Raw genomic sequence first — 19,906 nt, forward strand, 5'->3', positions numbered from 1 at the left:
GGCGCGCGTTTTTTATTCGGGTGCGGCGTATCAGAAGATCACCGAAATCGCCACACCCAGCCAGATCGACAGGACGCCGGCGAGAAACATGTGCCGCGCGATCCGGACGCGGCTGTCGTCGCTTTCCGCTTCAACGGGACTCGTCGCCAGCCACGGGACCAGACCGAGACAACCGAAGCCGATCATCGCGAACACGAAGACAAAGACATCGGAAACCTGCCATTTCGTCTGGTCGTACAAGCCCCAATAGCCGAGAAAGACGATGCCGATCGAGAAGATCGTCGCCGAGGCGGAACTGAGCGCGGGTACGGAGCCGCTTGGACTCGGCATATGCTTCACCTCCGATCGTTAAGCTGCTGTGGCCGTTCCCGTCGCCCGCGTTCCGGTCATTCAGGACGTGCGGGTCTGTCTCGCTTCATACGTCTTCAGATGACTATAGGCGATCCGCAGCAGCGACAAGCCGTGTTCGCCCTTTTGCGCATCGCCGCCGCGCGAGATCAGATCGCCGAGAATATGATCCGCCTCGGTATGCGAGTGGTTTTCGACGTCGCGCAGCATCGAAGCCGTCAGCGGCGAAGGCGTGAACAGCGTCTGTGTGGCCCGGGCGTCGAAGTCCTGGCCCATGGTAAAGCCATTGTGCTCGGCCACGCCACGGCACTCGCCGAGCAGGTTTTCGATAATGCGTTTGCCGTCCGGCGCAGCCAGAATATCGCCGACCGAGCCGCGCATCAAGCACGTGCTGGCCGCCAATGTGGCCAGGAACACCCACTTTTCCCACATGCGCAGCAGGATGTTGTCGCTGACCACTGCATCGAAATTCGCGCCGGCCATGGCGTCCGCGATTGCCTCTACCCGCTCGGACGTGCCGCCTTCCAGCTCGCCGAAGGTGATCGCATGCATTTCGTTCAGGTGCATGATGTGCTGCTCGGGGTTGAGCGTCGCGGCAATCACGCATTGACCGCCGAGTACGCGCGACGCACCGAACTTTTCCTTGAGCACGTCGATATGGCGCATGCCGTTGAGCATCGGCAGGATCAGTGTCGATTCGCCGACCAGCGGTGCGAACGAATCGATCGCGTCGTCGAGACTGTAGGCTTTGCAACTGAGCAGTACCAGATCGAACGGCTCCGCGCCGACGCCGGCGAGAATCGTCTTGACGTCGCGCAAGGTCAGATCGCCGCGCGCGCTATTGATGACGAGACCGTCACGTTGAAGTTTTTCCGCACGGCCGGGGCGCACCAGAAAGGTCACGTCCTGGCCCGCTGCTGCGAGACGTCCGCCAAAGTAGCCGCCTACGGCGCCCGCCCCTACTACTAGAATTCGCATCTTTTGCCTCTCGATAGATTTGGGTCACGCGCGCTGAGGCGATAAGCCAACGCCTTAAGGACCGCGCACGCAGCACGTGGGGAGAAATGTAGCAAAGATTGACGATGCGCATCGGCCACAAATGCCGGCCAGTTTGTTGCAACGCACCGCGTCCCCGGTGTTCCGCACGGTTCCGGACTGACGTTACGTCAGATCAATCGCGGCGCCGCCCGCCGTACACACGCCTCGCGCTATACGTTAAAGGGACGCACGGCGAGGAACCGATGCAAGAAAGCTCATCGGGCAAGCGCGGCGACAATGCTGGACGATCATGCCTACAGCATGCCGCAGATGGTGCGCTCGTAAAGCGCGAGCATCCCGGGCACGTCCACATCCACGCACACTTCGCAATCAGGACGGCTGTCCCAATCCGGCGCGGGCACCGGCATCGTGGACGGCTTCTGGATAGTCTGGCCCACCGCGATACCCTCCGTCAGCACGCGCACCGGACCGCTGCGAACCGTGTAAAGATGCGGCGCCAAGACATAGGTCACGGCCGACGAGTCGTGTACGTAGATACCCTTGAGTTGCGCGCTTTGCTGATGAAAGGCCTCGTAGTGCCGCGACACGTCCCACACGAACTGCCCTGCCGCGCCGCCGCGATCGCGCAGCGACGCCAGATAGTCCTGGCTCATGATAGTGCGCTGCGTGACGTCGAGCCCCACGATCACCACCGGCCACGCCGCGCCGAGCACGATATCGGCGGCATCGGGGTCCCCGAGAATGTTCGCTTCCGCGGCGGGCGTCACGTTGCCGAACACGCCGTCGGTGCCGAACGCGCCGCCCATGATCACCACCTGCTTGACGAGTGTCGCGATCCGCGGATCCTCAGCGAGCGCCAATGCCAGGTTCGTCAGCGGTCCCACGGCGATCATCGTGACTTCGCCGGGATGCGCGCGCACTGTGTCGATGATGAAGCGGTGCGCGGGACGATCGTCGAGCGCTGCTTCAAGACTGGTTTCACGCTCGGCCTCGAGCACGATATTGCCCAAGCCATTATCGCCGTGAATCCTGGCGAGCGGCTCGGGCGCCGCGCGTTTGAGCGGCGCAGCGGCGCCTTGTGCAACCGGCACACCCGGCGCGAACCGTCCGGCCAGGAAACGCGCATTGCGCGTGGTGGTTTCGATCGTGGCGTTGCCGAAGACGCTCGTCAGAGCGAGCAATTCGATGTCTGGATGCAGTGCCTGAAAAACGAGCGCCATTGCATCGTCCACACCGGGGTCGGTGTCGTAGATAACCTTGTGCTTGCTCATAGATAGAATGCGTCCGGCAATTGTTCACGCGCGGTGGTATCGCGCGTCGCACCGTGTAGATTGCCGAGGCGGATCGGCAATTCCGGGCCGCCCAGTTCGATGATCACCTGGCGGCATGCGCCGCACGGTGCGATCGGTCCATCCGTATCGCCGATCACGGCAAGCGCGGCGAACTGGTCGCGCTGATAACCCGCGGCAATCGCGCTGAAAAATGCCGTACGTTCAGCGCAGTTGCACAGTCCGTATGCAGCATTCTCAACGTTGCAGCCGTCGAATACGGTGCCGTCTCTGGTCAGCAGCGCGGCGCCGACCTTGAATTTCGAATAAGGCGCATAAGCCTTTTCTCGCGCGACACCCGCCCGTTCCAGCAGTTGTTCCATGTTCATGCAACGATCCTCGCTTCAATTCGGCGTTTGCCAGGCAATGGTATCGGAGTTAATACGCCGCATATCTAAAAGGCAACAAATAGCCACGGCGCGCGTTGGCGTTTCAGGACCCGGCAACGCGCCGCCGCCGATCTCAGATCACTTCCAATGCCAGCGCGATCCCCTGTCCACCGCCGATGCACAACGTGACGATGCCACGTTTCAAGCCGTCACGGCGCATCGAATGCAAGAGGCGCGTCGTCAATACGGCGCCGGTCGCGCCGATAGGATGACCGTGTGCGATTGCACCACCTTGCACGTTGATCAGTTCATCCGCGATGCCGAGCCTGCGCGCCACGGCAATGGGTACGGCAGCGAAGGCTTCATTGATCTCGAAGCGTTCGACGTCGGCCAGTTGCCAACCCGCTCGGGCCAAGGCCATTTGCACGGCCGGCACCGGACCGAGCCCGAACATGCCCGGCTCGACCGCCGCGACGCCATACGCCACCAGCCGCGCGAAGGGCTCGATCCCTCGCGCCTCGGCGAAGCCACGCTCGGCGACCAGCATCGCCGCCGCGCCGCTGTTCAATCCCGGCGCATTGCCCGCGGTAATCGTGCCGTCCGGGCGGAATGCCGGACGCAATCTGGCAAGCGTTTCGACGGTGGTATCCGGGCGCGGCTGTTCGTCGCTCGTAAAATGTTGAGGACCTTTGCGCCCCTGGGTTTCCACGGCGACCAGCTCGGCGTCGAAATCGCCGCGCGCCTGCGCCTCGGTAAAACGCTGTTGCGAACGCGCAGCCCAACGGTCCTGAGTTTCGCGCGTAAGGTCGAACTGTGCGACCAGGTCTTCGGTATGCCAGCCGGAATGCTCGCCGGAAAACGCGTCGTTCAGGCCGTCGCGCAGCAGACTGTCGTGGATTTGCGCGTTGCCCATCCGATAGCCCCAGCGGCTGCCGTCGAGCAGATACGGTGCACGGTCCATGTTTTCCATGCCACCTGCCACGGCGGCGTCGCCGAGGCCGAGCCAGATTTCCTGGGCCGCGGACGCAATCGCCTGCGCACCGGAACCGCATACACGATTGACCGTCAACGCGGGCACGGCGACCGGCACACCGCCGCCAATCGACGCCTGACGCGCCGGATTCATCTTGTTGCCGGCCTGAATCACATTGCCGAGCACCACCGAAGCCAACGCGGCCGGATCGAGCCCGCTGCGACGCAACGTCTCACGCACCGCGACCGCGCCGAGTTCGGTTGCGGGCACATCTTTCAGCGATCCGCCGAACGCACCGATCGGCGTTCTCACCGGATTGCAGATCACCACTTCTCGCGTATTCATCATTCATCTCCAGTTGGACTACTCGATTCATCGCCACGTGCACGCGCATCAATTCGCCGATGCCGCCGCGACCGTGTCAGGAACATCCCAGCCGCCACCCAGTGAGCGGTATAGCGCCACGGCCGCGAGCGCGTGCTCGCGTTTGGCCTGATTCAACGATTCCGAATCGCGCAGATACGCTTCCTGCGCGTCGAGTACATCGAGGAAACTCGACGCGCCGCCTTTGTAAAGCTCCGTCGACAGACGCAGCGCATGGTTCGATGCGTCGAGCGCGCCGCCCAGACGTTGCACTTGCACCGCGCCACTCACCAGATCGCTGCGGTTGTCCTCGATTTCCTTGAGCGCCTGCAGCATGGTCTGCTGCAGACCAAGTTGCGACTCGCGCATCCGGCTCTCACTCGCGTCGATGTTCGCGGTAATGCGCCCGGCGTTGAAGATCGGACTCGTTGCATTCAATGCGGCGCTAAACAGGTTATCGGTCAGTGTCGGCAAGCCGAGGTACGACGAAGCCAGCAAGCCATCGGCGAGATTGAGTTTGAACTGCGGATAGCGCTGCGCCTTCGACACGCCCACTTCCGCCGCGCGCTGTTCCACTGTCGCGTAGGCCGTGCGCACGTCGGGCCGCTGCAACAGCGCGTCGGACGGCAGCGTCTGCGGCACGCTTTGCGCGGGCACCGGAATGTCGCGTGCATTGGCCAGCAGTAAACCGTCGACGCTTTCCGGCGTGCGCCCCGAATACACCGCGATCAGACTCAATTGATGCTGCACCGTCGACTGCATGCGCGGGATCTGCGCCTGCAAATCCTCCAGCTGGTTCTGCGCCCGCGCGACGTCGAGTTGTGTCGATAGTCCGTAATGCAAACGCTGTTGCGTGAGCTTCAAGGCCCGGGCGCGGATCTGTTCGTTGTCGCTGAGAATCTGCAATTGCGATTGCGCCCAACGCAGATCGATATACGCCGCCGCCGTGTTCGCCGCGAGCGCCAGACGCAGTTGGTTCAAGGCCGCCTGACGGCCCGCCACCTGCGCCTGCGCCGCCAGCACGGCAAGACGTTCACCGCCGAAGACGTCCGGCGTCCAGCTCGCCGTCACGCCGATACCGGCCTGGCGCACATAGCCGAGCGGCGGCGGCGTGTTCTGGCGCGAGTCGGATGCGCTCGCGCTGGCGTTCAATTCGGGCAGCAAGGCCGCGCGATTCTGCGTCGCGAGATCCTGTGCCTGCTTGACGCGTTCCACGGCGGCCTGCACGTCGAGATTGCCGGTCAGCACCGACTCGACCAATTGATGCATCACAGGGTCGCCGAATTGCGCCCACCACGTGTTGGCGCTCACACTGTCTTGCGGCGCGTCGACATTCCATGCGCTCGGCGCGAGGGTCTGAACCGTATGCGTCAGGTCCGCGTGCGTCTCGGGCTGCACCGCGCACGCCGCAAGCGTCAACAGCGCCGCGCTCGCCAGTGCTTTGATAACGATTGGTTTCATGCTGGATTCCTCAATGAGCATCGGGCGGCGGAGCAGAAGCGCCGAACGGGCGCGTAAACAGCACGCTCAGCAAACCCACGACAAAACACAGTGACAGCACAAAAAACGTGTCGGAGAACGTGAGCACGAGCGCCTCGCGCATCAGCAGCGCATGCAATTGGCCGAGCCCCGCATTAGCCGCATTCAGCGCATTGCCGCCGACTGCAGCGAAGTGCGCGCTTTGCTGCCGCAAGATCGATTCAACCACCGGACGCCCCGCGTTCAAGTGTTCATCGAGCCGCTCGTAATGGAGATTCAACCGATCGTTGAGCATCGTGCTGCTCACCGCAATGCCGATCGCGCCGCCGAGATTACGCATCAGATTGAACAGCCCGCTTGCCGAGCGCAGCCGCGACGGCGGCAAGGAGCCGAGCGACATCGTGACGATAGGTGCGATGCAGAACTGCTGGCCGATGCCGCGCAACGCCTGCGGCAGCAGCAATTCTTTCCAACCCCACTGACTGGTCAACGGCACATAGAGATAACAGCCGAGTCCAAATAGAATCAGTCCGAACACCATCAGCTTGCGCATATCGACAAACCGGGCCAAGGTCGAGTACGCCACCAGCGAGACCAGCTGAAAGCAGCCGACCGACAGCAAGGCCAAACCGATCTGCAAAGAATCGAAGCCCCGCACGCGCGCCAGAAACACCGGCGTCAAGAACACCGTACAGAAAATCCCGATCCCGGTGATGAACGACAGCAAACTACCGATGCCGAAGTTTCGAATCGCCAGCGCCCGCAGATCGACGATCGGCTCTTTCGCGGTGAACGCATGCACGATGAACAGGAATCCGCAGATCGCCGACACCCAGGTGCACAGCACGATCACGTCGTCGCCGAACCAGTTCTTGCGCGGGCCTTCTTCCAGCACGTATTCGAGGCAGCCGAGAAAGCCGGACATCAGCAGGATGCCGAGGTAATCGCCTTTTTTCAGCAGCGAAAGATCGACCTCGTCGATGTGAACGTATTTCGGCACCAGCAGCGTGACGGCGATGCCTGGCGCCAGGTTCAGATAAAACAGCCAATGCCAGGACCATTGCGCCGTGATCCAGCCACCGATCACCGGACCAATCGTCGGCGCGAGCGTGGCCAGTGCGCCGATCGTAGTGGCCGCAATCAGCCGCTGTCTGCCGGGGAACAGCACGAACGCCGTGGTGAAAACGGTCGGGATCATCGCCGCACCGAGCGCACCCTGCAGGCCGCGAAACAGGATCATCGAGTTGATGTCCCATGCGAGACCGCACAGCATGCTGGTGATCGTGAAGCCGAGCGCGGAGAACGCGAACAGCCAGCGCGTGGAAAACACTCGCGTGAGCCAGCCGGACATCGGAATGACGAGAATTTCTGCGATCAGATAGGACGTCTGTACCCAGGAGAGTTCGTCCTGGCTCGCGGACAAACCACCACCGATGTCTCTGAGCGACGACGCAACGATCTGGATATCGAGCGTCGCCATGAAAAAGCCGAGGCACATCAGCGCGAACGCGAAGAACTTGGTGCGCGTCGGCTGGTCGGCCGGATTGGCGAAAGGGGCGGGGACCTGAGTCATGATCGGTTTATCCACGGGCCGGGGCATTGCCGGCGCCCCGAGGGAAGTCCCCCGCCCCGATGGACGTCTGCTTGGGGGATTGGGGGGCGTCGACATGCACCTTCACGGTTGCCGAAAGGCCGGGGCGCAGCACGCCTTGCATGTCCTTCGGCACGTCCAGACGCACACGCACCGGCACGCGCTGCACGATCTTCGTGAAGTTGCCGGTGGCGTTTTCCGCCGGCAGCACGCTGAAGGTCGCACCGGTCGCGGGGGCGAGACTCTCCACCACGCCGTGAATCCGCTGGCTGGACGCGTCGAGATCGACGTCGACGCCATCGCCGACACGCATCTTCTTGAGCTGGTCTTCCTTGAAATTGGCGTCGATCCACAATCCGCTCGACGGCACCACGGTCAGCAGCGAAACGCCCGTGTTCGCCAGCAGGCCGACGCGTGCGGTGCGATTGCCGATGTAACCGTCGATCGGCGAGCGGATCGTCGTGTATTCCACGTTCAATGCCGCAACCCGCTGCGCCGCCTGGGCGGTGGCGATGCGCGCCTGGGCGTCACCGATCTGCGCATCGAGCACGGCGATCTGGCGTTGCGCCGCAATCAACCCGGCGTTGCTACGCTCTACCGCGGCATGGGCCTTGGTCAGATCGGCGTCCGCGCGTTCGACGACCTGATTCGATACCGCCTCGTCCTTCACCAGTTCGCGATAACGCGTCTGATCGGCGGCGCTGCGGGTCAACTCGGCGCCGGAGGCGCGCACCTCGGCGGCCTGTTCGTTGATGGTGGCGAGCTGCAGCGATTTCTTCGCCTGCAACTCGGTGACGGCGGCCTGCGCGCTCTGCACTTCCGCGGTGGCCTGCGCGAGGCGGGCATCGTAATCGCGCGCATCGAGCCGGATCAGCACCTGATTCGCATGGACGAACTGGTTGTCGCGCACCAGCACGTCCGTGACGAAGCCGCTCACCTTCGGCGACATCACTGTGACATCGCCGCCCACGTATGCATCGTCGGTCGATTCGACAAAGCGGCCGACGAAGAACCAGTACGACACAGCAAGCGCCAGCACGGCAAGCACCGTGATGATGGCGAGCAGCATCCACGGAATGCGCCGGGCCGGTTTGGCGGCGCTTGCCACGCTGGGCGGTGCAATAGTCGAAGGTGTAGTGGACATGATTTTCGAATGTGCGTATGCACTCGTTGAGCTAAAAAAACGGCGCGTTGTGCTGCGCCGGGGCTTGACCCGCTTCATGCGGGCTTGATTCAAACCGGATCGCTTGTGATGGCGAACAACTCGGTGCGCAATGCCGCCGCGCGCTGTTCGCCGAAGCGATCCTCGAATTCGGCTTGCGCCGCATACCAATGCTTGCGCCCTGCTTCAAGACGCTCAACGCCCACGGCCGTCAGTGCAATCGACAGCGCCCGCGCGTCCACCCCGAGTGTCTCGCTCGATACCAGTCCGTTGCGCCGCAGCGGCTGGATCGTGCGAACCAGCGTGGTGCGCTGCATACGCATGGCTTCGGCCAGCTGCTTCATGGTCATCGGACCGGTGCGCTTCAATCGGCCCATCAGCGAAAACTGCGTGATGGTGAGGCCGACATTCTCAAGGTGACGGTCGTAAAGCTGCGATACATAGCGTGCAGCCTGGCGAATTGCAAAGCAGTCGTCGTCGAAGAGCCCGTCCATCGATGCACTTCCTTTTTCTGTGAGTGCGTATGCACACAACTAGGCGTACAAATGCTCGTTGGAACGAGCTCATACGCTTTGGCTACCCGGTAATGCTGAAGAGTTCGGCGCGCAGCACCTTGGCACGCGCGTGGCCGAACTTTTCTTCGAACTCGTTTTGCGCGGCGCGCCATGCGATGGCGGCCTGGTCGAAGGTTGTTTCGCCCTTTTCCGTGAGACTGAACAGAAACGTGCGGCCGTCATGCTCCGCCGATTCGGCAACCACCAGGCCGTCGCGCTGCAGCGGCTTCATGGCGCGAACCAGCGTGGTGCGCTCCATGACCATGGCGTCCGCAAGCTCCGCCATTGGCAAGTTCGGCGTGCGCGCCAGCTTGGCGAGAATCGTGAATTGCGCGGCCGTCAGCCCTACCGCGCCCAGATGGCGCTCGTAGATCTGCGTAACGTGCCGCGCCGCCTGGCGCAGCGCGAAGCAGTTGCATTCGTCGTAAGAGAGAGGACGGTTCATGCTGGGCAGTCTATATGTGCATACGCACAGAGTCAAGTTTACTTGCGTTCGCGGCATACCTCGCAGGAATCACGGCGATCCGGCAACCGGTGGACTCGAGGCCGGCATCCATACATACGTCCGTTTGAAATATCGACGTAAGCCCCAGCACACGGCAGGAAGACCCGGTGCACGAGTTTGGATTGATGCCACTATGTACAAGTCCTCAGCCGCAGCTTAATGTTCAGCCGCAAACATTAAATCAAATAACAGGCCAAGGAGACGTGAATGTCATTAAGAACAACCAAGGCAAGATCCGCAATCCGGATTGCCTATGCCACGCCAATTTTCCACATTAAAGCCGCTTCTACCGCGCCTGATTTACGCTGTTTCACCTAATAAAATGCTCGCCGCCTGACTGAGTGGCCGGCTAGCGCGCGCCGCCATCGAGACTACCGACCGCATCGCTTGTGGCAGTTTGAGGCCGCTTAAAACGGTGGTCTCGCTTTGGCGTTCGATCCCGTACGGTTGCTATCCCGCCTGCCTTGGCTTTCATTTAATGATAAAGCCGCGGGTGCTATACGCACAGACGGCAATTCATGCGGCAAACGGAAAAGATCAACGGCACTGCGTGGATCTAGCGTAATCGCGCCGATTAATAACGAACGACGCTTCACGAGGAGACAAACAATGGCATTTAAACTGTGTGGAGGTTCCTCCACTGCGACACTGATCGGTACGCTCGCGCTGCCGGTGCTGCTCGCCGCGTGCGGCGGCGGCAAAGCCGACGACCCGGCTGCCGTATCCGTGCCGCAATGTTCAGGCAGCACTTGCCCGCCTCAAGGCCAGCCACCCGGCACACCGGTCGTAGCGGCCAGGCTGTGCCCGGACACGCTCGATTATTCGACCACCTACACCGGCGGTTCGGGCAGCGGCGAATACATCAAAATGAAGTTCGATTCGACCAAGAAGCAATACCAGATGACCTTCATCGAATCGGCGGTGCCAACCTCCGCGGGCCAGGTCAACGATACGCGCGCCGGCATGACGATTACCGGCGACTACGACAATCCGAGCGGCGCACTGGCGCTACCGACCGCCGAACAGAACCGTTGCGCGATCATGCTCAAGAACGGCAAGACCGCCGACGGCAGCTATAGCGTCACGATCAATCCGCAGGATCCGCCGATGCTGTTCGTCGGCCAGGGGATCATCGGCGGGGGGATTCCTGGGGCGACGATTCAATATGACGGACTTGAACTTGTGCCGGGACTGTTCGTGGGCACGGTACCTTCACGCACTTTCGATTCCTATCCGTTCCTCGGCTTTAGCCAGACCGTCACCGATTTCACGCAGGTGGCCGGCACCTATAACGAACTGGGTTTCCGGGTCACGCCCGAAGGAACGGTTTCGCAAAGCGCAGATGGCTCGACAATGGCCGGCTGGCAACCCGATGCGATCCAGGCCAGCGAGACATTCAATGCCGATGGCACTTGCACGGCCGATTCGTCGAAGTACTCGTGCATATCGACCGGCATGCCGTGGACGCTGCGCACCAATACCGACGGCACACCGGATAACGTCTTCACCAGCGCGGTACCGGCCACCCTCAACTATCCCGTGGTCGGCGTGAACATCCTGCAACTCGCGATCACGCAGAATCCGGCCCACGGCATCATGATTGTCGGCAATGTAGGCGGCCAGTTGGTGCCGGTGATCATTCGCGTCGGTTATGCGCACACTGACGCGAGCAACCTGCTTGCGAACGTGATCGACGATCAGCTCGGCATCTCGCTGCTTGCACCTGCCACGAAGATCGCGCCAACCGCACTGACGGGTGGCTATATCGGCGCGAATAGTGCGTCGGCGTGCGGCGTAGTCGCCTATCCGGGGCAAAGCTCGTTTGCGAGCCTGGTCAACGGGCAGATCATTTATCCGTCAGCGGGAGCTTGCCTCGATGCCAGCGCATCGATCAACGCCGGGGTGAATTACGGCGCGACACTGTTCCAGAGTCCTGCCGCAGCGCTGTTGAACCCGTTCACGTCGACCGCGGCGACCAACTTCACACTCGACTTTACGCAGACGCAACCCGGTCTCGTCAACGTCACGGCCACCAAGGACTTCTTGTCCGGCACCACGCCGATCTTCAAGGCCGGCGACACCGGTGTGATGGTCAAGGTCGGCCCTGTGTATGGTGTGTTGATGAATGGTGTGAACCAGCAGTTCACCACGTACGATCCGGCGAATAATGCCAGTAAGGTGAATCCGTTTCTGGCGATTGGGGCGTTCGTGCAGTAAGCCCGCGCTATGCTGGAAATGAAGAACGGCTCGCAGGAGTAATCCGGCGAGCCGTTTTGTTTAGTCACTCTGCACTCCCCGCCTCGCCAAACGCGGTGCCGTGCTGCGAGCTAAAGCAACCGATACACCAAACGCGCCGCGGCCCTCGCCGTCCGCTTGTCCTGATCGAGCGACGGGTTGTACTCCGCAATATCCGCCGCGCGCAGTTTGCCCGACGCACGCACGCGCTGCACCATCGCTTCGACCACCGACAAGGGCACGCCCAACGCGGCCGGCGCCGACACGCCCGGTGCCGTGGCAGCCGGCAGCACGTCGAGGTCGATGGTCAGATAAACGTCGTCCGCTGTATCCAGCAACTGTTGCAGATCGGCTAAACGCTGCGGCAATTGCGGTTCCTGCATGTCGATATCGAGCACGTAGCGCACGCCGAGTTCTTCCGCATGTGCGAACAGCGAAGCAGTATTGCCCAGATCGCTGATGCCGAAACAGGCGTAGTTGAACGGGACATCTCGTTCGGCGCAATCGTTCGCGATCTGGTCGAATGGCGTGCCCGAATTAGCTGGCCGTTTCTGGCGCAGATCGAAGTGAGCGTCGAAGTTGATGATGAGCAGCTTGCGGGGTGTTTTCGCCGCAGCGACAGCCGCTGACGAAACCGCATCGCTATCCGCACCTCCGCCGCCGCTTGCGCCTGTGCCCATAGCCACACGCTCCAGATGCATGCGCAAACCGCAATACGTCCCCCACGCAACCTCATGTCCGCCGCCGAACACCAACGGCCGGCCGCCGCTCGCGAGCACTTCGCTCACCACGTTCGCGAGTTCCGCCTGCGCGCCTTCCAGGTCGCCGTCGTCGCACACCACATCGCCCGCATCGGCGAGTGCCGCCATCGACGTTTTCGCCGGCAAACCCGCCAGCACGCGACGCAGCTCCTTCGGCGCATGCGCCGCGCCGATACGCCCTTGATTGCGCCGCACGCCTTCATCGGAACCGAAGCCGACGACCACCGGCGCATCACTTCCAATGCGCGGCGCAACACGCAAACCATCCTCATGCCGCATCATGCGGCCGAACGCAAACGGCACCACCTGATTGAAAACACGCCGCGTGTCGCCGGGTTCGCCGTCGTCGGAACGGCCGCTCCACACCTTGTCATCGAATGGAACTCTCATGCGCGCGACAACACCGCCTGCAGAAAGGCCCGCGTGCGCGGCTGCGAGGGCGCCGAGAAAATCTCGGCCGGCGGTCCGGCCTCGACGATCACGCCGCCGTCCATCACCACCACCACATCGGCGACTTCCTTTGCAAAACCCATTTCGTGCGTGACGACCACCATCGTCATGCCTTCACTCGCGAGCAGCTTCATCACTTGCAACACTTCGCCGACCAGCTCGGGATCGAGCGCGGACGTGGGCTCGTCGAACAGCATGACACGCGGTTGCATCGCCAACGCACGGGCAATCGCAACGCGCTGCTTTTGACCGCCCGACAAACTCGCCGGCATCACATGCGCCTTGTGCGCGAGGCCGACTTTTTCCAGCAACGCGATCGCAGCCGCTTCGGCTTCGGCCTTGCTGGCGCCACGCAACATCCGCGGACCGACCGTGATGTTATGAAGCACCGACAGATGCGGAAACAGATTGAACGACTGAAACACCATGCCCACTTCAGTTCGCAGCGCATTCAGCGAGCGCTCCTTGAGCATCGCGCCCTGATCGACCAGGCGATGCCCGCAGATATCGATCGTGCCGCCTTCAGCCTCTTCAAGCCCATTGCAGCAACGCAGAAAAGTACTCTTGCCCGAGCCGCTCGGTCCGATCACCACCACCACCTGCTGCGGCTGAATGTCGAAGTCGATGCCGTTCAGCACGGTATGCGAGCCGAACGATTTGGTCAGCCCGCGAATGCTGACGATAGGTTCAACTACCTTGGCTACGGTATTCATTGCACCATCCCTCCTGCACGCAAGCGGCGCTCCACACGATGCAGCGCGTAATTGGTCACCTGCGTCAACACCAGATACACCAGCGCGATGGCCAGATACACTTCGAGCGAACGGTACGACACGCTGATGATCTTCTGGCCTTCATGCATCAGATCGTCGATCGTCAGCAGCGACACCAGCGCCGAGTTCTTGATCAACGCGATGAACTCGTTGCCAAGCGGCGGAATCATCCGCACGATTGCCTGCGGCAGAATGATCGCGCGCATCGCCTGTCCCGACGACATGCCGATCGAACGCGCTGCTTCCATCTGCCCGCGATCCACCGACTGAATCGCGCCGCGCACGATCTCCGACACATAAGCCGCCGAATACAGGCCGAGCCCCAGCATCCCGCACACGAAAGCGGGTAACAGAATGCCGAATTGCGGCAACCCGAAAAACAACAGGAATAGTTGCACGAGCAACGGTGTACCGCGGAAGAAGGTGAGGTACGCGGTGCAGAACGCGTACACGACGCGCCGCTTCGGCGTGAGCCGGCCGATACCGATCAACAGGCCCAACACACAGCTCAGTGCGAGCGCGGCGGCGGTCACTTCGACCGTCACCAGTGCACCGTGCATGATGTCCGGCCAACCGGCAATCACCGGCGAAAAATCGAGTTCCATTGTGTCTGCTCAGCCGTTTATTGCGCGGTGGCGCCGAACCACTTGTGGAGAATCGCCGCGTACGTGCCATCCGCCTTGATCTTCGCCAGTGCCGTGTTGAAGGCCGCTTTCAGTTGCGGTTCGTCCTTGCGCACGGCGATGCCGTAGGCTTCGGTCGTCAACTGTTTGTCCAGCACACGGAAGCCGGGGCGCGTCTTTACCAGCTGATAGGCGGCCGGTTTGCCGGTCACAGCGGCGTCAGCACGGCCGATGCCGACCAGGTCGAACATTTCCTGATTCTTCTCCACTTCCACGCGGTTGATCTGCGGGAAATTGTCGCGCAGGAAGTTGACCGATTTCGTGCCCACCTGGACCGACACTTTCTTGCCGTTCAGGTCGGCGACCGACTTGACCGGCGAATCGCTCTTCACCAGCGCGACGAGGCCGCCTGCGTAGTACGAATCGGTGAAGTCGACTACCTTGGCGCGGTCGTCGGTGATGTAGATGCCGGAGATCGCTGCGTCGAAACGATGCGCGATCAAGCCCGGAATCAGGCCTTTGAAGTCGATGTCGGTCCATTGCACGCGTTTGCCCATCGCTTTAGCGAGTGCATTCATCAGGTCGATATCGAATCCTGTGCGGGCGCCGTTTTCGGTGTATTCCATCGGCGGGAAGGTCGCGTCGGTAGCGACGTTCAGCACGTCCGGCGTTTGCGCCGACGCCGCGCCGGAAAAGCCGGCAAACGTCACTGCAACCGTGATGCACGCGAGGGAAAACAGGCGATTCAGTTTCATGGGAGGGCTCCTTGTGGTCTGGTTGGTTTGGTTTGGCTGGTTCAGTTCGTTCAGTTCGTTCGGTATCCAGATCGAATTCGGCCGCGAGCGGCCCTGCCCGATCAATCGGTTTGCATATGCTCGGAAATAGCGCGGGCCGTGCGTAGCGTCCCGTCGATGAATTGGCTTTCGCGGCCGATGGCGCGCGTGGAGGGCGCCATCAGCGTGATCGACGCACTGCTGCCCACGCCGCGTCCGCTGCGATGAAAGATCGGGGCGCTCACGCCCCACACGCCCGGGTCGACTTCGCTGTCGCTGACGGCATAGCCCTGAGCGCGAATCTGTTCGAGTTCGGCTTCGATGGCGACACGGCCGGCGGGGTCGTTGTCGAACACCGTATCGAGGACCTCGGTGCGCGCCTTGTCGGCCATGAAAGCCAGCAGCGATTTCGCCGAAGCGCCGGCTTTCAGCGGCACCGCGCGGCCTTTTTCAAATGAGCAGCGCAACGAGTGCTGGCTGTCGACCATTTCCAGACACATCACCTGATGCTTGACCGCGACTACCAGCCCGATGCTTTCCTGCGAAGCACGCGCGAGTTGCTGCATTTCGCTACGGCTCGCTTCGACGAGCAGCGAATTCACGTCGAAGCCGAGCGCGAGTTGCAGGCTGATCGGGCCGGGCGCGTAATGGCCCGCGTTTTCCGCGACGAAACCCCAGCGCTTGAGCAAGGCGATCTGCCGGTACAGCGTGCTTTGCGCGAGACCGGTAACGGCGAGCAGATCCTTGACCGACATGGCCTTGCCATGACTGGCGAGCGCCGCCAGCACCAGCAGCACCCGTTCAGCCCCTGTCACACCCTGTTCCGCGTTCACGATGAAGCTATCCACGATGAATAACGGAATCAGAATGCCAGAACGTTCTCGGTTTTCAAAAATTGGATTCCCGGGGAGTGGGAATGGAGGGAGAGGGTTTTCCCCGAAAGCGGGATAAAAGGGCGTACCGCGGCTGATGGCGCGGCACGCGGGGTGAACTTGCCCGACCAGAAAGCGGCCTCACTGAGGGACAAAGCGGGAAAACACCGTGCAGTAGTAGCGGATTAAACCGCGAGTCAAAGCGCCAACACCGTCACCCCCACATCCACCCGATGCGCACCACCCCCCAGAATCATCCCGCGCAGCAACGACACGTCGCTGTAATCGCGCCCGATCGCGAGCGTTACATGATCCACATCGGCAAGCACGTCATTGGTAGGATCCAGATCGATCCAGCCGACTTCCGGGCAATGCACGGACACCCACGCATGCGACGCATCGGCACCGATCAAGCGCGGTTGCCCCGGCGGCGGATCGTTGCGCAGATAGCCGCTCACGTAACGCGCCGGCAAACCCAGCGAGCGCAAGCAGCCGATCATCACCTGCGCGAAGTCCTGGCATACCCCGCTCTTCAATTCGAAAGCGCGCTCTGCGGGCGTATCGAACGTCGTCGCCGAAGGTTTGTACGCGAAGTCTTCGTGAATCCGGTGCATCAGATCGATTGCGCCCGCCGCGATCGGCATGCCGGGCGGAAAGCTCGGCAGCGCGTAAGCGCGCAACGACGGCCGCGGCACGATATTCGGCGACGCAAAGCAGAACTCCACCTCGGGCCGGAACTCGCCACCGACCCAGAACCGCAACTCGTCCGCCACCTCTTCCCATTCAGGCGTCGCGTCGGGGTCGAGATCGATCCAGCGCGGCGTGAGCGCCACGGTGGTTTCACTGACGAGTTGCAGCCGTTCGTGCGGGGCGTCCAGCGCGAAATACAGGACGTCGTTGCCGAATGCATCGATACGGCTATTCAGATACGACGGCTCCGGTTCGATCTTTTCGGTGTGTGAGACCACGCGCTGCCACGCACAGGCGATCGGCCGGATCGTCGCGAGATGCTGGGCGGTCTCCACATACGTGGAGTAGCGATAAGTCGTGCGATGCGAGACGGACAACACGGTCGGCGCGTTCTTCATGACCAGACCTGCGAAGCCACCGTACTGGCATGGCTGAAATAGCGCGCGCTGATCTCATGCGCCGCCGCGCCGACAAAGCCGCCGATCTGATTGCACACCGCAATCAGGTCGGCGTATGAACCGTTTTCGTCGACTGTGCATAGCGATTCGAGCGTCGGCAACGAGGCGGCAGGCAACATCAATTCCGCGAACGGACGATGCCGCATGCTGCCCGCGGCCACGGCAATCTCGTCGAGCTTCTTGCGCAGGCGTTCATAGACACCGTAGATGCCGCGCGGATTGGTCGGCTCGATCACCAGCAGGTCGAGCAAAGCCGGCACTTCGAAACGGCCCGGATATAGCGAGCGATACGTCAGCGTGCTGTCGAACAATTGCAGCAGCAGATCGAAGCCGGCCGGCGTCGCGAGTTGGCCTTTATCGGCGACCACGCGCAGGAATGACGTCATTGCCGAGACCCGTTCGATATGCCGCCCGACGAATAGCAGACGCCATGCTTCGTCGCGTGTCATGCGGTCGCCTTGTGCGCCGCTGATCGCCGACAACTGCACCGATAGACGTTCGAGCGCGTTCATCAGCGTCACGCGGTCATAGCGTTCGTAGCGATCGCCGCGGCCAGTACCATTCGCGCCGCGCTGCGACAAACCACTCCCACCATCGCCGCCGTTACCGTTGCCATTGCCGTTGAACCCCGCAGCCGGCATCAACGTCTGCAATGCATCGCGGAAATCGTTGCGCGCCGCGAGAATCGTGCGCCAGTGATCGTTCGACAAACGACCACGCACTTCGCCACTCGACCGCGCCTGGCAATTGAGGTTCTGACCGATGCTCGCCGCGCCGGTGCTCTCGCTCAGATTCGCGACCAGCGCGCGCTCGAATGCCTGCGGCGAATGCGGCGAGAACATATCGCCGGATTGCACGAGACCGCAATGCAGCGCGAGCTCGACCAGCGTGGGGAACATCGCGTCGGCATCATTGCCTTCCAGCGAGCCGAGAATCAGCCGCAACAGCCGCACATTGTTTTCGGCGCGTTCGCCGTAACGTCCAGCCCAGAACAGATTTTCCGCCGCACGGCTCGACACGGTGCGATGCTTGCGCGCGAGGTCGGCCGGTTGCATCGGCGAAGGCAGCAGCGTGAAAGTCGACGTCGGCTGACTGGACAGCACCCACGTATCGACGCTGCTGCCACCGTATTGCATCGACACCGTCGCCTGACGCTCGGCGGCCATCCGCGTGAAGCCGCCTGGCATCACATGCCAGCCGCCGTTCACATCAGCAATCGCGTAGACGCGCAGCACCGACGGACGGCGACCGATCGTGCCATCCTCATAACGCGGCGTGCAGGAAAAACGCTGCGACTGCTGGATCGTATAGGTGTCGGGCAGCGCTTCGATCCGTTCGCGCCACGTCGCGAGGCGCTGCTTGCCCTGTTCGATCCCCGGGGGCGCATCGCGCGCGGCGAGCGGCCACGTCGGCACGATGAACGCTTCGTCAAGGCGCGCAAACGCGTGGTTGCGCGCCGCCTTTTCGCCGCACCACCAGGTCGCCACGCTCGGCAGCACCAGGTCTTCGTCGAGTAGCACTTCGGCGATACCCGGCAAAAAACCATGCAAAGCCGGCGACTCGACAAAGCCCGAACCCGGCACATTCGAGACGATCACGTTGCCCGCGCGCATCACCTGCAACAAACCTGGCACGCCGATGCTCGAATCCGCGCGCAGTTCGACTGGATCGCAGAAAGCATCGTCCAGACGGCGCAGCACGACGTGCACACGTTCGAGACCGGCGAGCGTCTTCAGATACAGCATGTCGTCGCGCACGGTCAGGTCCTTGCCTTCCACCAGCGTGACGCCGAGATAGCGCGCGAGAAACACGTGCTCGAAATAGGTTTCGCTAAACGGCCCCGGCGTGAGCAACGCGATATGCGGCGAAGCATCGGCGCCCGAACTGTCGTGCTGCATCGTGGCTTGTGCGGCCTGCGCGAGCGTCGCGATCAGTTGCGAATAGGTCGGCGCGAGGCGGCTCACATGCAGCGCGCGGAACGGTTCGGCGAACAGCGTCGACACGATCAGCCGGTTTTCCAGTGCATAACCGAGGCCGGACGGCGCCTCGGTGCGATGCGCCATGACAGTCCAGTTACCGGCGGGCGTACGCGCCAGATCGACGGCGACCACCTGCAGATATTGCCCGCCAGGCGGTGTGAAGCCCTTTACGGAACGCAGATAGCCGGGATGCCCGAACACTAGCGCGGGCGGCAACTGGCCACGTTCGAGCAAGGTCTGCGGCCCATAGATATCGGCGACGATCGCATTGAGCAGATGCGCGCGCTGCGTCACGCCACGCTCGATATGCGCCCACTCGGCCTCGCTGATCAGGAACGGCAGCAGGTCGAGCGCCCACGGCCGCGGCTCGCCGTTATCCGCGTAGACGTTGTAGCTGATGTCGTTGTCGCGGATCTGCTGCGCGATCGACGCGTAGTGATCCTCCAATCGCGCGATGCCGTCTTCGCCGAGCCGCTCGAAGAATTGCCGCCACGGTTCGCGCAACGCGCCCGAGGCGTCGCGTAACTCGTCCCAGTGTCCTTCGTAGGGCGGCAACAGCCGCAATAAGGACGAAGCGTTCGCACGCGCCGCGGACGTTTCGAAGGGAAAAGTCGATTGAAAGGCCAAGATCGTGTCGTTCTTAAAAGTGTGTTGCCGCTTT

The 19,906-nt window shown here is 62.2% G+C and carries 18 protein-coding genes; 1 reads left to right on the forward strand and 17 read right to left on the reverse strand.

Annotated elements, in window-relative coordinates; all coding sequences use genetic code 11:
* Positions 1-30 precede the first annotated feature (30 nt).
* From PQR53_RS00200 to PQR53_RS00245, 10 genes are all read right to left on the reverse strand, one after another.
* Positions 31-330 carry a hypothetical protein gene (locus tag PQR53_RS00200; protein ID WP_408450416.1) on the reverse strand — a complete coding sequence of 100 codons (300 nt, stop codon included), beginning with the start codon at positions 328-330 and terminating at the stop codon, positions 31-33.
* Positions 331-390: 60 nt separating this feature from the next.
* Positions 391-1,326: a 2-dehydropantoate 2-reductase gene (gene panE, locus PQR53_RS00205; protein ID WP_408450418.1), complete on the reverse strand. Its 936-nt coding sequence runs from the start codon at positions 1,324-1,326 to the stop codon at positions 391-393.
* Positions 1,327-1,640: 314 nt separating this feature from the next.
* On the reverse strand, positions 1,641-2,618 hold the full coding sequence (locus tag PQR53_RS00210; RefSeq protein ID WP_408450420.1) for a nucleoside hydrolase: 978 nt from the start codon (positions 2,616-2,618) through the stop codon (positions 1,641-1,643).
* On the reverse strand, positions 2,615-3,004 hold the full coding sequence (locus tag PQR53_RS00215; RefSeq protein ID WP_408450422.1) for a cytidine deaminase: 390 nt from the start codon (positions 3,002-3,004) through the stop codon (positions 2,615-2,617). The genes PQR53_RS00210 and PQR53_RS00215 overlap by 4 nt, the downstream gene beginning before the upstream one ends.
* Before the next feature lie 133 nt (positions 3,005-3,137).
* Positions 3,138-4,322, reverse strand: a complete 1,185-nt coding sequence (locus PQR53_RS00220; protein ID WP_408450424.1) for a thiolase family protein — start codon at positions 4,320-4,322, stop codon at positions 3,138-3,140.
* A 48-nt stretch (positions 4,323-4,370) separates the two neighbouring features.
* Entirely contained in the window at positions 4,371-5,801 is a 1,431-nt protein-coding gene (locus PQR53_RS00225) for an efflux transporter outer membrane subunit (protein ID WP_408450426.1), read from the reverse strand.
* A gap of 10 nt (positions 5,802-5,811) precedes the next feature.
* Entirely contained in the window at positions 5,812-7,392 is a 1,581-nt protein-coding gene (locus tag PQR53_RS00230) for a DHA2 family efflux MFS transporter permease subunit (protein WP_408450428.1), read from the reverse strand.
* A 7-nt stretch (positions 7,393-7,399) separates the two neighbouring features.
* On the reverse strand, positions 7,400-8,554 hold the full coding sequence (locus PQR53_RS00235) for an HlyD family secretion protein (RefSeq protein ID WP_408450430.1): 1,155 nt from the start codon (positions 8,552-8,554) through the stop codon (positions 7,400-7,402).
* A gap of 89 nt (positions 8,555-8,643) precedes the next feature.
* The gene (locus PQR53_RS00240) at positions 8,644-9,066 is read right to left on the reverse strand and encodes a MarR family winged helix-turn-helix transcriptional regulator (protein WP_408450432.1); all 423 of its coding nucleotides are present in this window, start codon (positions 9,064-9,066) and stop codon (positions 8,644-8,646) included.
* Between the two features lie 82 nt (positions 9,067-9,148).
* Positions 9,149-9,571: a MarR family winged helix-turn-helix transcriptional regulator gene (locus tag PQR53_RS00245; protein ID WP_408450434.1), complete on the reverse strand. Its 423-nt coding sequence runs from the start codon at positions 9,569-9,571 to the stop codon at positions 9,149-9,151.
* 669 nt (positions 9,572-10,240) lie between these two features.
* Between PQR53_RS00245 and PQR53_RS00250 the strand changes: the two genes are divergently transcribed.
* Positions 10,241-11,848, forward strand: coding sequence for a DUF2957 domain-containing protein (locus PQR53_RS00250; RefSeq protein ID WP_408450436.1), 1,608 nt, complete (start codon positions 10,241-10,243; stop codon positions 11,846-11,848).
* Positions 11,849-11,958: 110 nt separating this feature from the next.
* On the opposite strand, the gene PQR53_RS00255 is transcribed toward PQR53_RS00250, so the two are convergent.
* The 7 genes from PQR53_RS00255 to PQR53_RS00285 all read right to left on the reverse strand — a co-directional run bounded on the left by PQR53_RS00255 (position 11,959) and on the right by PQR53_RS00285 (position 19,872).
* The gene (locus tag PQR53_RS00255) at positions 11,959-13,017 is read right to left on the reverse strand and encodes a formimidoylglutamase (protein WP_408450438.1); all 1,059 of its coding nucleotides are present in this window, start codon (positions 13,015-13,017) and stop codon (positions 11,959-11,961) included.
* Complete coding sequence (locus PQR53_RS00260; RefSeq protein ID WP_408450439.1) at positions 13,014-13,790, reverse strand: amino acid ABC transporter ATP-binding protein; 777 nt, start codon at positions 13,788-13,790, stop codon at positions 13,014-13,016. Before PQR53_RS00260 ends, PQR53_RS00255 begins: the two co-directional genes overlap by 4 nt.
* A complete protein-coding gene (locus PQR53_RS00265; protein WP_323047223.1) occupies positions 13,787-14,455 on the reverse strand; it encodes an amino acid ABC transporter permease in 669 nt (222 codons plus the stop codon). Before PQR53_RS00265 ends, PQR53_RS00260 begins: the two co-directional genes overlap by 4 nt.
* Before the next feature lie 17 nt (positions 14,456-14,472).
* Complete coding sequence (locus tag PQR53_RS00270; RefSeq protein WP_408450441.1) at positions 14,473-15,228, reverse strand: transporter substrate-binding domain-containing protein; 756 nt, start codon at positions 15,226-15,228, stop codon at positions 14,473-14,475.
* Between the two features lie 101 nt (positions 15,229-15,329).
* Positions 15,330-16,079 carry an IclR family transcriptional regulator gene (locus tag PQR53_RS00275; protein ID WP_408451134.1) on the reverse strand — a complete coding sequence of 250 codons (750 nt, stop codon included), beginning with the start codon at positions 16,077-16,079 and terminating at the stop codon, positions 15,330-15,332.
* A gap of 236 nt (positions 16,080-16,315) precedes the next feature.
* On the reverse strand, positions 16,316-17,206 hold the full coding sequence (locus PQR53_RS00280; protein WP_408450443.1) for a transglutaminase family protein: 891 nt from the start codon (positions 17,204-17,206) through the stop codon (positions 16,316-16,318).
* Positions 17,203-19,872, reverse strand: a complete 2,670-nt coding sequence (locus PQR53_RS00285; protein ID WP_408450445.1) for a circularly permuted type 2 ATP-grasp protein — start codon at positions 19,870-19,872, stop codon at positions 17,203-17,205. The genes PQR53_RS00280 and PQR53_RS00285 overlap by 4 nt, the downstream gene beginning before the upstream one ends.
* Positions 19,873-19,906: the final 34 nt, after the last annotated feature.

This window comes from Paraburkholderia fungorum (assembly GCF_046027605.1).
In the GTDB taxonomy this organism is placed as follows: Bacteria; Pseudomonadota; Gammaproteobacteria; order Burkholderiales; family Burkholderiaceae; genus Paraburkholderia; species Paraburkholderia fungorum_F.